Origin of the sequence: Pedobacter cryoconitis (assembly GCF_014207135.1) — a bacterium.
Classification (GTDB): Bacteria; Bacteroidota; Bacteroidia; order Sphingobacteriales; family Sphingobacteriaceae; genus Pedobacter; species Pedobacter cryoconitis_D.
This window is the reverse complement of the sequence record NZ_JACHCC010000004.1, coordinates 58,774-72,815: the sequence shown is the minus strand read 5'-3', so window position 1 is coordinate 72,815 and position 14,042 is coordinate 58,774. Positions and strand designations below refer to the sequence as shown.

The following is a 14,042-nucleotide window of genomic DNA, read 5'->3' as shown; positions in this document are numbered from 1 at the left end:
TGGTTATCTGAATTTGTCAGTAATCAGGAAGGCTTTTTGTTTTTATAAGTCTATTGTTTCTCCGATAGCAGGAAGTAATAATGTCTTTCCTTCTCTTTCGAACTTAGCCAGTGCAGCTTCGGTATCTATTTCAATAGCAGGGAATGTATTGTAGTGTACCCCGATTACTTTATCACAGTCAATGTAACCAGTCGCTATCAGCGCATCGTTAACATCCATCGTGTAATTGCCACCAATAGGTAGGATCGCATAATCCAGGGTATATAAATCTGCCAGGATCTTCATATCCAGGTTCAATGAAGTATCACCCGCGAAATAGATTGTTTTACCACCGGTTTCCAGTACAAAACCCGCAGGGTTACCACCATAACTTCCATCAGGCATGGAGCTGGAATGTGTAGCCCAAACCATACGCAATCTGCCGAATCCGAATTTCTTAATTCCGTAATTCATCTGGTGTATGTTCGTTAGTCCCTGTTTTTCTGCCCATGCGGCAACTTCAGGCATAGCAATGATCAATGCACCTGTTTGTTTCCCTAAAAGGGCAAGATCAGCCACGTGATCACCATGACCATGACTTACCAGGATATAATCTGCCTCGATTTTAGAGGTATCGATAGCCTTAGCCTGTGGGTTTGGTGTAATGAATGGATCAAAAAGAAACTTTTTTCCGTCTGCTTCCAAAAGAAAACAAGACTGCCCGTAATATGTAAATTTCATTTTTTTATGAATTAAGATTTATTGGCCGAACATGCCGCCTAAACCACCAAGCATATCCTGCGTGGCAGCCTGCATTTCATTGGTGTTTACCACCTCAGCCTGTTGTAATACTTTATTGATCGCTGTTAAAAGCAACTCTTCCAGTTCTTCTCTGTCAGCTTGTTTGAAGAAATCTTCATTGATATCGATAGCTGTAATAGTTTTATTTGCGGTTGAAGTTATCTTGATCGCACCGCTTTCAACTTCTGCAAAAACAGAAACAGTATCTAAACGTTTTTTTATCTCGTCAGCCTTTTGCTGAGCAGCCATTAATTTCTCGAACATAGTTGTAGTTTTTATTAAAGAACGAAAATAAGACAAATTGGTTTAACAGAATGTTTAAAATTCATCAAATAATCTTTTTCCTTGGTTTAGCTCTTACATACTGATCCGGCCAGTTGATGTCGTCATCCAGTTCAAATGCGGCACGCAGAGGGAAATAAGGATCCCTCAATAATTCTCTGGCCAGAATAATCAGGTCGGCATCTCCTGCCTGAAGAATCTTTTCAGCTTGTACTGCCTCGGTAATGAGTCCGACAGCACCGGTTAAGATGCCGGTTTCTTTACGGATCGCCGCCGAAAATTGTACTTGATAACCCGGGGAAAGAGGAATTTCCTGATAATGTACATTACCACCCGAAGAACAGTCAATCAGATCTACATCTTTTTTCTTAAGGATCGCAGCCAGTCTGATGGAATCTTCTGGTGACCAGCCGCCTTCTGCCCAGTCTGTTGCTGAAATACGGACAAAGAGTGGTTTTTCGGTCGTCCATAGTTCGCGGGTCTGGTCAACAACTTCGAGTAAGAGACGGATCCTGTTCTCAAAACTTCCACCGTACTGATCTGTACGCTGGTTGCTGAGCGGAGAAAAGAACTGATGGAAAAGATAGCCATGTGCGGCATGGATTTCAATCAGTTTATATCCTGCGGCGATACTTCTTAGTGTTGCAGCTTTAAAATCAGCTTTTATCTTTTTAATCCCGATGAGGTCTAAAGCTACCGGTGGAATATCATGATCATGAAAAGGAATAGCACTTGGAGCAACGGTTGCCCAGCCTCCCTGTTCTACTGTGACCTGCTTTCCGCCGTTCCAGGGTACATCGAAGCTGGATTTTCTACCGGCATGAGCCAGCTGAATACCCGCGACCGAACCATGCTGATGGATAAAATCAGTCATCCGTTTAAGAAATGGAATATGATCATCAGACCAGATGCCCAGGTCTCCGGCCGAAATCCTTCCCTCGGGAGAAACTGAAGTAGCCTCCTGAATAATCAGTGCAGATCCACCGACAGCACGACTACCTAAATGAACTAAGTGCCAGTCATTAGCGTACCCGTCCTGAGCTGAATACTGGCACATCGGAGAAACGACAATTCTGTTTTTCAGACTGACGTTTTTTATCGTTAACGGAGATAATAGAATTGACATAGAGAATTGTTTTATACAAATAAACGATGGATGTACGGATTTGTTCGCGGCAAAAAAGTATATGACAGAAAATAGATGAAGGCAGCTAGGAAGAGGGTTTCATTAATGCATTGTTGAAATCGATGAGCAGGTGGAACAGATCGGCAAATTTAGTGAGGGGCAGAGTTGAGGCACGGTCGTAAATATCGTGATAGGCACTGATGCCACCCTGGGTATAAATGAAGAAAGCAGGGACCCCGTTTTCGGTGAAATAATAATGGTCACTGTTAGCGGCCTTACCTCTCGGATTAATTTTAGACAGATATTGATGCTGATCATTAATCTGGTTGAGCAGGGCAAATTCTTTCGGATGTAAGGTGGCATTGACTACAGTAATTCCTTTTTCACCAGTACCAACCATATCCATATTGATGAGGAACCTGATCTCGTTTAATGGAATCAATGGGGTTTTTGTGAAATAAGAAGAACCTTTCAGTCCGGCTTCTTCTCCGGCAAAACAGACAAATGCGATGCTGTAAGGTGCTGGATTTGCGGCGTAATATCTGGCAAGGCTTAATAAAAGGGCTGTCCCACTGGCATTATCATTTGCTCCGGGAAAATAAGTTTGCTCACCCATACCACCCAGATGATCATAGTGTGCAGTGATCATCAGGATTGAATCGGGGTATTTTGTCCCTTTAACCAGGCCACAGATATTACTGGCCTGAAATTCGGGGATCAACTGCTGTTCAATATCAACGTCAATTGTCTCAGGGGTGCTTTTCAGCGAATTCTTACTGACCAGAACTGCTGTATAATCTCCAACTGCGGGCGCGACACTCCAGGTCAGTTTATTTTGTAATACAACAAACAGCCTTTCCGAAGGGTTCAGAAATGTGATGCTGTCTTTTTGTTCCAGTTTCAGGTGATTCCGCAGGCTTCTGCTCGATGGCTCAATGATAAAGTCTTGTCCGGGAATGAGCTTCTTCCCATTAATCGTCACCTCCATTTTGCCAGGAAAGATATTTGCCGGATAAGAAAAATTTTGCCTGAAATCAGTGCCTTTCATAGGCTGGAGACCGGCAGCTTTAAATTCATTGCAAAGATAGGTTGCTGCCCTGGCCATTCCATTCTTTGTATAGCCTCTTCCCCAGAGGGTTGCCGAAGTCAATGTGTCGAGTGTCTTTCTGGCCGCCGGAAGATCCTGAGCAGAAACTACTGTGGCCAATGCGATAAATAAGGGAAGTAAAATTCTTTTCATAAAAGATGGTTCAGCTTACAGGGATAAATTAACGGAAATTTAATCTTTAGCTTCCGGGATTCTCTTAAATATCTCTTATTTTTGTCGGGACAAGATGAGAGCCAGGGAGTTGATTAAATGTAAAAAAATAAAAAACCTGTTGCACAACTCAATATTTATTCAAACCTTTACACCATTAGTAATTTAAAGCGGGAATTTATACAGAAAATGATAAAGCAGACAGTACATAAACTTTCAATCGTAACAGCAAAGAACATTGCTGCGAGAAGTTTATATATAGAACGTCTGGAACCTGTCATTTATGTAACAACCAGCCGGCAAAACTATACACCCCGTATTTGAGTTAATTCTAACTCAATCTGAAGAGGATTTTATCTCCTCTAAATCAATTAATAAAAATATTTTATCTTTTTTTCGTTAACTATTAATGAATATAAACGATTTTATAGTGCAGGTTGCACTTCCTGAACATCGTGTTTTTGCAGAAGAAATCTGTGAAGAAATGGCTGAGTCTGCTAAGGCACGAGGTACAGGTATCGCTAAACGCTCTCCTGATTATGTAGCAGGAAAGATGGCTGAGGGGAAATCAGTCATAGCTTTTCATAAAGACGGCTCATGGGCTGGATTTTGTTATATTGAAACCTGGAGCCACGGACAATTTGTGGCTAATTCGGGTTTGGTAGTCAGTCCGAAATTCAGAAAAATGGGGCTGGCCAATATGATCAAACACAAGATTTTTGAACTATCCCGTCTGAACTATCCAAAAGCTAAAATATTTGGATTGACTACAGGTTTGGCCGTGATGAAAATCAACTCTGACCTGGGTTATGAACCTGTTACTTACTCGGAACTGACTCAGGATGAAGAATTCTGGAAAGGATGCCAGAGCTGTGTAAACTTTGAGATTCTGAAAAGTAAAGACCGTAAGAACTGTATGTGTACGGCTATGCTTTATGATCCTGCAACGCAAAAGCATGATGTGGCTAAGAAGTTTGCTGAAGAATTACAGCGAAAACCCAAATTATACGAACGTTTTATGCGTATCAAGCAAAGACTGGTGCTCAAACCTAAATCTGAAGATAAAGGGGGGCTGAAATCGCTGTTATATTCGTCTGTTCTGTTTTTTAAATAATAAAATTATACTGATGATAGTTTCATCACCATTAAAATAAATTTACACTAATGAAAAAGAAAGTAGTTTTAGCTTTTAGCGGAGGTTTAGATACTTCATTTTGCTGTATTCACCTGGCACAGGACCGTGGTCTGGAAGTCCATTCAGTAATTGTCAATACAGGTGGTTTTTCTGATGAAGAATTACAGGAAATTGAAAAAAGAGCTTATGCTTTAGGGGTGGCTTCTCATGCTGTAGTTGATGAAACTGCAAATTATTATGATGGCTGTATTAAATACCTGGTATTTGGTAATGTATTGAAAAATGCAACTTATCCGCTTTCTGTAAGTGCGGAGCGTGTAAGCCAGGCTACAGCAATTGCAAACTATGTAAAGAAAATAGGTGCTGACTATGTAGCACATGGCAGTACTGGTGCAGGTAATGATCAGGTTCGTTTTGATATGATCTTTAATATCATCATTCCTAATGTAGAAATTATCACACCAATCAGAGATTTGAAATTATCCCGCGAAGCGGAAATAGAATATTTAAGTAAACATGGTGTAGTATATAGTGCTGAGAAAGCAAGATATTCTATCAACAAAGGTTTATGGGGTACTTCGGTAGGTGGAAAAGAAACACTGACTTCTAACGAAACTCTACCTGAAGAAGCATGGCCAACTCAGGTTTCTGAAACACAGAGCCGTAAAATTGAACTTACTTTTGAAAAAGGAGAACTGGTTGGTATTGATGGAGAGGTTTTAGAACCGGTGAAAGCAATTCAAAAATTACAGGCCATTGCACAGCCTTACGGAATCGGACGTGATATCCACGTTGGAGATACGATTATTGGAATTAAAGGACGTGTTGGTTTTGAAGCTGCTGCTCCGATGGTGATCATCAAAGCGCATCATACTTTAGAAAAACATACTTTAACCAAATGGCAGCTGTCATGGAAAGAACAATTAGCTTCTTTTTATGGAAACTGGCTGCATGAAGGTCAGTTCCACGATCCGATCATGCGTAATATAGAAGCTTTCCTGGCTGACACACAACATACCGTAAGCGGCAAAGTATTTGTAGAGTTATTGCCTTACAGATTCCAGATTATCGGAATCGAATCTAAGCATGACCTGATGAGTAATAAATTTGGCAGCTACGGCGAAATGAATAATGCCTGGAGTGGTGAGGATGTGAAAGGATTCTCAAAAATATTTGGCAACCAGGTTATGATCTGGCATAAAGTGAACGGAAATGAAGATTAAAGCGGGTATCGTTGGCGGTGCCGGATATACCGGTGGTGAAATGTTACGTCTGCTGGTCAATCATGATGGTGTGGAGATCGTATTCGTACATAGCAACAGTAATGCAGGTAACCTGATTTCTGATGTGCACACTGATCTTTTAGGCGATACAGACCTGCGTTTCACAGCTGAACTTTCGGATGCGATAGATGTCCTTTTTCTATGCGTTGGCCACGGAGATGCTAAAAAATTCCTTGCAGCGAACCCAATTGCTGCGGGTATTAAAATCATTGACCTGAGCCAGGATTTCAGATTGGCTGAAGCAGCAGGAAATGACTGGGTTTATGGCTTACCTGAACTGAACAGGGAACGTATTCAAACGGCTGGGTTTATTGCTAACCCGGGCTGTTTTGCAACCTGTATTCAGCTGGCATTGTTACCTCTGGCGGCTAAAGGATTACTGAAAAATGAAGTTCATATCAATGCAACGACTGGTTCAACTGGTGCGGGGCAGGGTCTTGCTGCAACTTCTCATTTTAGCTGGAGAAATAATAACCTTTCGGTGTATAAGGCTTTTGAACATCAGCATCTGAATGAAATAGGACAAAGTCTGTTGCAACTGGATCAGGCATTTGATCAGGAGCTGAATTTTATTCCTCAGCGCGGAGATTTTACCAGGGGGATTCTGGCTGCTGTTTATGTTGAGAGTGAGCTAACTGCTGAAGAAGCACAGCTGATTTATGAAACGTATTACAGTGGACATCCTTTTACGCAGGTAAGTAAAAAGAATATAGATCTGAAACAAGTGGTGAATACAAACAAAGGTTTGGTTCATGTCGAAAAACATGGAAACAAACTATTGATCATCAGTATTATAGATAATCTGTTGAAAGGGGCCAGTGGCCAGGCAGTACAGAATATGAACCTGATGTTTGGGCTGGACGAGCGGCAAGGCTTAAGGCTTAAGGCAGCAGCTTTTTAAATTAAGGCAGGCTTAGGAAATCAATTTATTATTTATGAACCATCATAGGTTTTCACCTATGGTAAAAGCTTTAAAAAGATGAACTTATTCGATGTATACCCTTTAAATGATATAGAAATTGTAAAAGCTTCAGGCAGTACCGTTTGGGATGCCCAGGGGCAGGAATACCTGGACCTTTATGGCGGACATGCTGTAATTTCCATTGGTCATACACACCCGCACTATGTGAAACGTCTGACCGATCAGTTGAATAAGGTAGGTTTTTACTCCAATTCAGTAAAAATACCTTTGCAGGTACAGCTGGCAGAGAAACTGGGGGAGGTATCCGGAAAAACGGATTACCAGTTATTTCTTTGTAACTCTGGTGCTGAGGCTAATGAAAATGCATTAAAACTGGCTTCTTTCTATAACGGAAGAAAAAAGGTGATTGCTTTTACAGGTGCTTTCCATGGCAGAACATCATTAGCAGTTTCAGCAACTGATAATCCTAAAATTATTGCTCCGGTAAATAGTACGGATCATATTGTCTTCCTTCCATTTAATGATGAGGATGCACTGAAAAAGGCATTTGCTGATTTTGGAGGAGAAATCAGTTCTGTGATTATTGAAGGTATACAGGGTGTCGGCGGGATTAGAGAAGCTTCAGTTAGCTTCCTTCAGCTTATCCGTACTTTATGTGATCAGTATGATGCTGTTTACATTGCTGACAGTGTACAGTGTGGTTATGGCAGAACGGGCCAGTTTTATTCACATGATTATGCTGGTGTAAATGCTGATGTGTATACTATGGCCAAAGGGATGGGGAATGGGTTCCCGGTAGCGGGTATTTCTATTTCACCCAAATTTAAACCATGGCATTCTATGCTGGGTACTACTTTCGGTGGAAATCACCTGGCCTGTGCAGCAGCTTTGGCTGTACTGGAAATCATGGAGCAGGATCACCTGATGGAGAATGCAAAAAACATAGGTGATTACCTGATCGCAGAACTGCGTAAGATTGAAGAGATCCGTGAGGTAAGGGGACGAGGTTTGATGATTGGTATTGATTTACCGGAAGAGTTGGCTCAGGTGAAAAAGAACTTGTTATTTAAGCAACATATTTTTACCGGCGAGGCTAAACCGAATGTGATCAGATTATTGCCTGCGCTCAATCTGTCGAAGGAACAAGCAGATCAATTTTTAGAAAACTTCAAAATTGCTATAAAAGGATGAACCAGTTTACTTCAGTAAATGATGTTGAAGACATCAGCCAGTTGGTTAAAGATGCCCTCACATTAAAAAGTAATCCCTATGCGGATCAGCAGCTGGGAAAAAATAAAACGCTTGGCCTGGTTTTCCTGAATCCAAGTCTGCGCACGCGTCTGAGTACCCAGAAAGCGGCTATTAACTTAGGAATGAGTGTAATGGTCATGAATATGGACAAAGAGGGCTGGGCACTGGAAACTGAAGATGGGGTAGTCATGAATGGCAGTACTGTAGAACATATCCGTGAGGCAGCAGCTGTAATGGGACAGTATTGTGATATTCTGGGACTTCGTTCTTTTCCAAAATTATTGAACAGAGAGGAAGATTATAACGAAGACTTCTTTAATAAATTTATTGCCTACTGCGGTGTGCCTGTAGTGAGCCTGGAAAGTGCCACGCGTCATCCGCTGCAAAGTCTGGCTGACCTGGTCACGATCAGAGAAACCTGGAAAGGTCAGGCAAAACCTAAAGTAGTCATGGCCTGGGCACCTCATATCAAGGCTTTACCGCAGGCTGTACCTAACTCTTTCGCAGAATGGATGTGCAGGGCACAGCAGGAAGATATGCTTGACTTTACTATTGTTCAACCTGAAGGATATGAGCTGTCCGAGGATTTTACACCTGGTGCTAAAATCAGTCATAATCTGGAAGAGGCATTATCAGGTGCGGATTATATTTATGTGAAAAACTGGTCGAGCTATCAGGAATATGGAAAAATTCTTCCTTATCCGGAAGGATGGATGCTGACAACTGAGCTTTTAAAAGGAACAAATGAAGCTAAAGTAATGCACTGTTTACCTGTCAGAAGGGACCTTGAACTGTCTTCTGAAGTACTGGACGGGCCAAACTCTTTAGTAATTCATGAAGCAGGAAACAGACTATGGGCTGCTCAGGCAGTTTTGAAAGGTCTGTTACAAAAGCTATCTTAGGGAAATGCAGGGCGGAGAATCTCATCGCTCTGCAAAATTCACAACCTTTTAATAATCAATGTTTTGTATGAAAAGAGTAAGCCTTTTATTTTGTGCGTTATTACTGACAACATTGTCTTTTGCACAACAAAAAACTGTAGATAGCTGGACGGACGGAAAGTTTGTCACCGTAAACGGAGCTAAACTCTGGGTTGTTACTGTCGGTGAAGGTGATCCCATCATTTTTATTGCAGGTGGCCCGGGTGGTGCGCATCCCGGCCTGAGAAGTTTTGATCCTCTGGCTACGGCAAATCATCAGCTGATTTATTTTGATGGCTTTGGAAGGGGTAAATCAGATACAGCCAAGGTGGTTTCAGATTACAGCCTGCAAAGGGACATTGAAGATATAGAAGGTTTAAGAAAAGCATTAAAATTAACTAAAGTGTCGCTTTTAGGACATTCTTATGGTGGTTTGGTTGCACAGGGCTATGCGATTAAGTACCCGGCAAATGTAAGCCACCTGATCCTGGCCAATACCTTTCACAGTTATGTGATGTGGCAGGAAAATGATGATAACTCCAATCACGAAATTAAAACGAATTACCCGGAAGTCTGGGCCGATCTGATGAAAATCAGAGAGCAGGGAGCTGTCTCAAGTGATGCATTGCATCAGGAGATCTATGGCAAGGTGCCTTATGGATTTTTATATGCTTATAACCCAGGACAGTTTGTGGCCAGGGGGAAAAAGCCATACCCCAACAGTATGAATACTAAACTGTATTACCAGATGGTAGGCAGGGATGGTGATTTCTACGTGGGAAGCGACATCGGTACTTTTGATTTCAGAAAACAGCTGAAGGACTTAAAAATGCCCATTTTAATTATTGGGGGCCGTTTCGACAGAGTAGCGACCCCATGGATGATGGTGAAGTATAAAGAATACTGTCCGCAGGCGCAATTTGTAATGTTCGAAAAATCAGGACATAATCCACAGGTTGAAGAACCAGAAAAAGAATTCCCAATCATCAATGATTTCCTTAAGAGATAAATAATGAAGCAGTTAACGGTTATAAAAATTGGTGGAAATGTAATTGATAATTCGGAGAAATTACATCAGTTCCTGATTGATTTTACAGCCCTGCCCGGCGAAAAGATCCTGATCCATGGTGGAGGTAAAATAGCAACAGAATTAGGAAGTTCCCTGGGAATTGAGCCTAAACTGGTAGATGGCAGGCGGATTACGGATATTGAAACCCTTCGGGTGGTCACCATGGTTTATGCCGGACTGATCAATAAAAATATGGTCGCTCAGCTACAAACCAGAGGATGTAATGCCATCGGATTAAGTGGCGCTGATGGAAATGTAATTCAGGCGGTAAAACGTCCGGTTAAAGAGATAGACTTTGGTTTTGTGGGTGATCTGGATGATACATCGGTATCGGTTGACACCTTAGACAGCTTATTGAAAAGTAAACTGATCCCTGTTTTATGTGCGATTACGCATAATGGTGAGGGGCAGTTGCTGAATACGAATGCAGATACCATCGCTTCGGCAGTGGCTGTGGCCCTATCTGCAGTTTATGATACCCGCCTGGTTTACTGTTTTGAAAAAAAAGGAGTGCTGCGTGATGTGGAAGATGAAGAATCGCTGGTCTCAGAAATCAAAAGAAATGATTTTGAGCGGCTACAGGCAGAAGGTGTTGTCTCGGGAGGGATGATTCCTAAGTTACACAATGCATTTGAAGCGATCAGACAAGGGGTCAAAGCTGTTTATATTGGCAAGGCCGATGAATTACCACAGATAGATACACAGGGTTTTGGAACCCGGTTAATAAATTAATATGGGACAGTTTACAGGAAAAATAGCCATCCTCGGCAGTGGGAATATTGGAATTTCACTGGCAAAAGGATTAGTTAAAGCAAATTATGTTCAGGCTGACCAGATTACCCTGACCAGGCGGACATTGAGCCATCTGACAGGATTTGCCAGTCTGGGATATATGATCGGTACAGATAATGCAGCAGCAGTAGCCAATGCTGATGTCATTGTTCTTGCTGTTCTGCCCCAGCAGCTTAATCAGTTAATGGAACAGATCGCCGGTTCGATAGATGTCAACAGGCATTTAGTGATATCTGTGGCTTCGGGAGTAAGCTGTGCAGCAATCCGTGAGAAACTGAGTGAAGGACTGGAAGTCATCCGGGCGATGCCGAATACGGCGATTGCTATCGGTCAGTCAATGACTTGTGTGGCTACGGATAATGCTTCGGCACCGCATGTGACTGAAGTGACCAGAATGTTTGAAACAGTTGGTGCTGTAGTTAAAATCAATGAGGATCTGATGACTGCTGCAACGGCTCTTTGTGCCTGTGGTATCGCCTTTTTCCTGCGTGGTATCCGCGCTGCTTCACAAGGTGGGGTAGAGATTGGTTTTCATGCTGATGAAGCACTTAAAATGGCTGTTCAAACGGCTAAAGGTGCAGCAGACCTGCTCCTGCAAATGCAATCGCATCCTGAGCAGGAAATTGATAAGGTAACTTCGCCAAAGGGATGTACCATTGCGGGCCTGAATGAAATGGAACATAATGGATTCAGTTCATCCCTGATTAAAGGCATTAAGCTTTCGGCTGTAAAAGCCGGGGCATTATATACAAAAGAATAATTATGATAGAGACGCTGCAAAAGGATAGTTTAGAATTGTTAAAGAAATTGATCAGTATTCAATCCTTCAGTAAGGAAGAAGAGAAGACTGCCGATCAGATTGGACAATTTTTGCAGGAACGACAAATTAAAGTACACCGTAAACTGAATAATATATGGGCTTACAATAAGCATTTTGATGCAGCTAAGCCTACTTTGCTCTTAAATTCACATCACGATACAGTAAAACCAAATTCAGGTTATACAAGAGATCCTTATGAGCCTAAAATAGAAGACGGTAAGTTATATGGGCTGGGAAGTAATGATGCCGGGGGATGCCTGGTTTCACTAATCGCGACTTTTCTTTATTTCTATGAACAGGAAGGGCTGACCTACAATATTTGTCTGGCTGCTACAGCTGAAGAAGAGATATCAGGAAATAACGGGTTGGAATTAGTTATTCCGGATCTTGGAGAGCTGGAATTTGCTATCGTAGGTGAGCCTACAGAAATGAACCTGGCTATTGCCGAAAGAGGACTGCTGGTACTGGACTGTACGGTTACCGGAAAAGCAGGCCATGCCGCCAGAGAAGAAGGTGACAATGCTATTTATAAAGCACTGAAGGATATAGACTGGTTCAGAAATTACCGGTTTTCAAAGGTCTCTGAAGTATTCGGGCCTTTAAAGATGTCAGTGACGATTATCAATGCCGGATCTCAGCATAATGTCGTTCCGGCTACCTGTACGTTTACAGTAGACGTCAGGGTAACGGATGCATACACGAACGAAGAGGTGCTTAAGATTATCCGGACAAATGTTGATTGTGAGGTAAAACCACGGTCTGTAAGGCTAAAACCTTCATCCATAGATAAAGGACATCCACTGGTTCAGTCGGGCATCGCTATGGGCAGGACTACCTATGGTTCTCCGACAACCTCTGATCAGGCCTTATTGAGTATCCCTTCGGTGAAAGTAGGTCCTGGAGACTCTGCACGTTCACATATGGCTGATGAATATGTATTTGTGAAGGAAGTAGCTGAAGGAATAGAACTATATATTGAGATGCTTAAGCCGGTTATTAACGGTAAATAGCGCAAAACATCTGCTTCTGAGGAGGCATTATAATTTAATTACATGAAGATCTGGCAAAAAAATATAGAAGTAAATAAAAGTATAGAGAGTTTCACTGTCGGAAAAGACAGAGAGCTGGACTTACAAATGGCAGCCTTTGATGTGCTGGGTTCACTGGCTCATGTAGAGATGCTGGAAAGCATCGGTTTACTGACAGCAGCTGAGCTGGCAGAAATTCAAAAAGAGCTTAAAAATATTTACAAGGAAATTGAAACCGGTGAATTTAAGATAGAAGATACGGTTGAGGATGTGCATTCACAGGTAGAATGGCTATTGACCCAGCGTATCGGGGATGCAGGTAAAAAGATCCATAGCGGACGTTCCCGTAACGACCAGGTTTTAGTAGATCTGAAATTATTTTTCAGAGACAGGATCGAGGAAATGGTTCATCATTCGGTGGTATTGTTTCAGCAGCTGATCACATTGAGCAACACACATAAAGATAAATTATTACCTGGTTATACGCATTTACAGATTGCAATGCCATCTTCATTTGGTTTGTGGTTTGGTGCTTATGCCGAGAGCCTGGTCGATGATATGGAGATGATGCTGGCAGCCTGGAAGATCTGTAATAAGAATCCTTTAGGTTCGGCTGCGGGTTACGGTTCTTCATTTCCATTAAACAGAACTATGACGACCAGTCTTCTGGGTTTCGACAATCTGAACTACAATGTGGTTTATGCACAGATGGGCAGAGGTAAAACTGAGCGTATATTGGCTCAGGCGATGTCTTCTGTAGCGGCAACGCTGGCAAAAATGGCGATGGATGTATGTTTGTTTATCAATCAGAACTTCGGTTTTATCAAGTTCCCTGATGAACTGACAACCGGTTCCAGTATTATGCCGCATAAAAAGAACCCGGACGTATTTGAGCTGATCCGTTCAAGATGTAATAAAATTCAGGCATTGCCTAATGAGATTGCCATGATGACAACTAATCTGCCTTCAGGATATCACCGCGATTTGCAACTGTTAAAAGAAAACCTGTTTCCGGCTATAACATCTTTAAATGAATGTCTTGAAATAACGGCGTATATGTTCGATCATATCACGATCAAAGAAGATATTTTAGCGGATAAAAAATATGATTATTTGTTTAGTGTAGAGGTTGTTAATGACCTGGCTTTAAAGGGAGTTCCTTTTAGAGAAGCTTACCAGATAGTAGGAGAGACGATTGAAAATGGTACCTTTGTGCCAGGGGTAAAGGTGAATCATACGCACGAAGGCAGTATAGGAAATCTTTGTAATCCGCAGATAGAAGAGATGATGGAGACTATTCTCGACCAGTTTAATTTTGAAAAAACCAAGTTAGCTATTCAACAGTTGCTGGCTTAATTCTAACCATTAATAAAATT

14 protein-coding genes are annotated in these 14,042 nt (G+C 41.9%); 10 read left to right on the top strand and 4 right to left on the bottom strand.

All coding sequences use genetic code 11. The features are described from left to right. Positions 1 to 42: 42 nt before the first annotated feature. The 4 genes from HDF25_RS07930 to HDF25_RS07915 all read right to left on the bottom strand — a co-directional run bounded on the left by HDF25_RS07930 (position 43) and on the right by HDF25_RS07915 (position 3,428). A complete protein-coding gene (locus tag HDF25_RS07930) occupies positions 43 to 720 on the bottom strand; it encodes a metal-dependent hydrolase (RefSeq protein ID WP_184624211.1) in 678 nt (225 codons plus the stop codon). 18 nt (positions 721 to 738) lie between these two features. Then, positions 739 to 1,044, bottom strand: coding sequence for a YbaB/EbfC family nucleoid-associated protein (locus HDF25_RS07925; protein ID WP_184624210.1), 306 nt, complete (start codon positions 1,042 to 1,044; stop codon positions 739 to 741). 64 nt (positions 1,045 to 1,108) lie between these two features. Then, positions 1,109 to 2,188: an NADH:flavin oxidoreductase/NADH oxidase gene (locus tag HDF25_RS07920; protein WP_184624209.1), complete on the bottom strand. Its 1,080-nt coding sequence runs from the start codon at positions 2,186 to 2,188 to the stop codon at positions 1,109 to 1,111. Between the two features lie 85 nt (positions 2,189 to 2,273). After that, positions 2,274 to 3,428, bottom strand: coding sequence for a M28 family metallopeptidase (locus HDF25_RS07915; protein WP_184624208.1), 1,155 nt, complete (start codon positions 3,426 to 3,428; stop codon positions 2,274 to 2,276). Positions 3,429 to 3,855: 427 nt separating this feature from the next. Between HDF25_RS07915 and HDF25_RS07910 the strand changes: the two genes are divergently transcribed. The 10 genes from HDF25_RS07910 to argH all read left to right on the top strand — a co-directional run bounded on the left by HDF25_RS07910 (position 3,856) and on the right by argH (position 14,022). Continuing rightward, positions 3,856 to 4,560 carry a GNAT family N-acetyltransferase gene (locus tag HDF25_RS07910; protein ID WP_184624207.1) on the top strand — a complete coding sequence of 235 codons (705 nt, stop codon included), beginning with the start codon at positions 3,856 to 3,858 and terminating at the stop codon, positions 4,558 to 4,560. 50 nt (positions 4,561 to 4,610) lie between these two features. After that, positions 4,611 to 5,804, top strand: coding sequence for an argininosuccinate synthase (locus HDF25_RS07905; protein WP_184624206.1), 1,194 nt, complete (start codon positions 4,611 to 4,613; stop codon positions 5,802 to 5,804). Then, complete coding sequence (gene argC, locus HDF25_RS07900) at positions 5,794 to 6,765, top strand: N-acetyl-gamma-glutamyl-phosphate reductase (protein ID WP_184624205.1); 972 nt, start codon at positions 5,794 to 5,796, stop codon at positions 6,763 to 6,765. The genes HDF25_RS07905 and argC overlap by 11 nt, the downstream gene beginning before the upstream one ends. Positions 6,766 to 6,843: 78 nt before the next feature. Next, positions 6,844 to 7,977, top strand: a complete 1,134-nt coding sequence (locus tag HDF25_RS07895) for an aspartate aminotransferase family protein (RefSeq protein ID WP_184624204.1) — start codon at positions 6,844 to 6,846, stop codon at positions 7,975 to 7,977. Next, positions 7,974 to 8,939 (top strand): acetylornithine carbamoyltransferase, encoded by a 966-nt coding sequence (locus HDF25_RS07890; protein WP_184624203.1) that lies wholly within the window; start codon positions 7,974 to 7,976, stop codon positions 8,937 to 8,939. Before HDF25_RS07895 ends, HDF25_RS07890 begins: the two co-directional genes overlap by 4 nt. A gap of 67 nt (positions 8,940 to 9,006) precedes the next feature. Then, positions 9,007 to 9,966: an alpha/beta fold hydrolase gene (locus HDF25_RS07885; protein ID WP_184624202.1), complete on the top strand. Its 960-nt coding sequence runs from the start codon at positions 9,007 to 9,009 to the stop codon at positions 9,964 to 9,966. Between the two features lie 3 nt (positions 9,967 to 9,969). Then, positions 9,970 to 10,758 carry an acetylglutamate kinase gene (gene argB / locus HDF25_RS07880; protein ID WP_184624201.1) on the top strand — a complete coding sequence of 263 codons (789 nt, stop codon included), beginning with the start codon at positions 9,970 to 9,972 and terminating at the stop codon, positions 10,756 to 10,758. Position 10,759: 1 nt separating this feature from the next. After that, entirely contained in the window at positions 10,760 to 11,578 is an 819-nt protein-coding gene (gene proC / locus HDF25_RS07875; RefSeq protein WP_184624200.1) for a pyrroline-5-carboxylate reductase, read from the top strand. 2 nt (positions 11,579 to 11,580) lie between these two features. After that, positions 11,581 to 12,648: a M20 family metallo-hydrolase gene (locus HDF25_RS07870; protein WP_184624199.1), complete on the top strand. Its 1,068-nt coding sequence runs from the start codon at positions 11,581 to 11,583 to the stop codon at positions 12,646 to 12,648. A 42-nt stretch (positions 12,649 to 12,690) separates the two neighbouring features. Continuing rightward, on the top strand, positions 12,691 to 14,022 hold the full coding sequence (gene argH / locus HDF25_RS07865) for an argininosuccinate lyase (RefSeq protein ID WP_184624198.1): 1,332 nt from the start codon (positions 12,691 to 12,693) through the stop codon (positions 14,020 to 14,022). Positions 14,023 to 14,042: the final 20 nt, after the last annotated feature.

What these genes read in the sequence shown, in the direction of transcription:
- HDF25_RS07930 (WP_184624211.1), bottom strand. Translation starts at nt 720, where the DNA reads ATGAAATTTACATATTACGGGCAGTCTTGTTTTCTTTTGGAAGCAGAC.
- HDF25_RS07925 (WP_184624210.1), bottom strand. Translation starts at nt 1,044, where the DNA reads ATGTTCGAGAAATTAATGGCTGCTCAGCAAAAGGCTGACGAGATAAAA.
- HDF25_RS07920 (WP_184624209.1), bottom strand. Translation starts at nt 2,188, where the DNA reads ATGTCAATTCTATTATCTCCGTTAACGATAAAAAACGTCAGTCTGAAA.
- HDF25_RS07915 (WP_184624208.1), bottom strand. Translation starts at nt 3,428, where the DNA reads ATGAAAAGAATTTTACTTCCCTTATTTATCGCATTGGCCACAGTAGTT.
- HDF25_RS07910 (WP_184624207.1), top strand. Translation starts at nt 3,856, where the DNA reads ATGAATATAAACGATTTTATAGTGCAGGTTGCACTTCCTGAACATCGT.
- HDF25_RS07905 (WP_184624206.1), top strand. Translation starts at nt 4,611, where the DNA reads ATGAAAAAGAAAGTAGTTTTAGCTTTTAGCGGAGGTTTAGATACTTCA.
- argC (WP_184624205.1), top strand. Translation starts at nt 5,794, where the DNA reads ATGAAGATTAAAGCGGGTATCGTTGGCGGTGCCGGATATACCGGTGGT.
- HDF25_RS07895 (WP_184624204.1), top strand. Translation starts at nt 6,844, where the DNA reads ATGAACTTATTCGATGTATACCCTTTAAATGATATAGAAATTGTAAAA.
- HDF25_RS07890 (WP_184624203.1), top strand. Translation starts at nt 7,974, where the DNA reads ATGAACCAGTTTACTTCAGTAAATGATGTTGAAGACATCAGCCAGTTG.
- HDF25_RS07885 (WP_184624202.1), top strand. Translation starts at nt 9,007, where the DNA reads ATGAAAAGAGTAAGCCTTTTATTTTGTGCGTTATTACTGACAACATTG.
- argB (WP_184624201.1), top strand. Translation starts at nt 9,970, where the DNA reads ATGAAGCAGTTAACGGTTATAAAAATTGGTGGAAATGTAATTGATAAT.
- proC (WP_184624200.1), top strand. Translation starts at nt 10,760, where the DNA reads ATGGGACAGTTTACAGGAAAAATAGCCATCCTCGGCAGTGGGAATATT.
- HDF25_RS07870 (WP_184624199.1), top strand. Translation starts at nt 11,581, where the DNA reads ATGATAGAGACGCTGCAAAAGGATAGTTTAGAATTGTTAAAGAAATTG.
- argH (WP_184624198.1), top strand. Translation starts at nt 12,691, where the DNA reads ATGAAGATCTGGCAAAAAAATATAGAAGTAAATAAAAGTATAGAGAGT.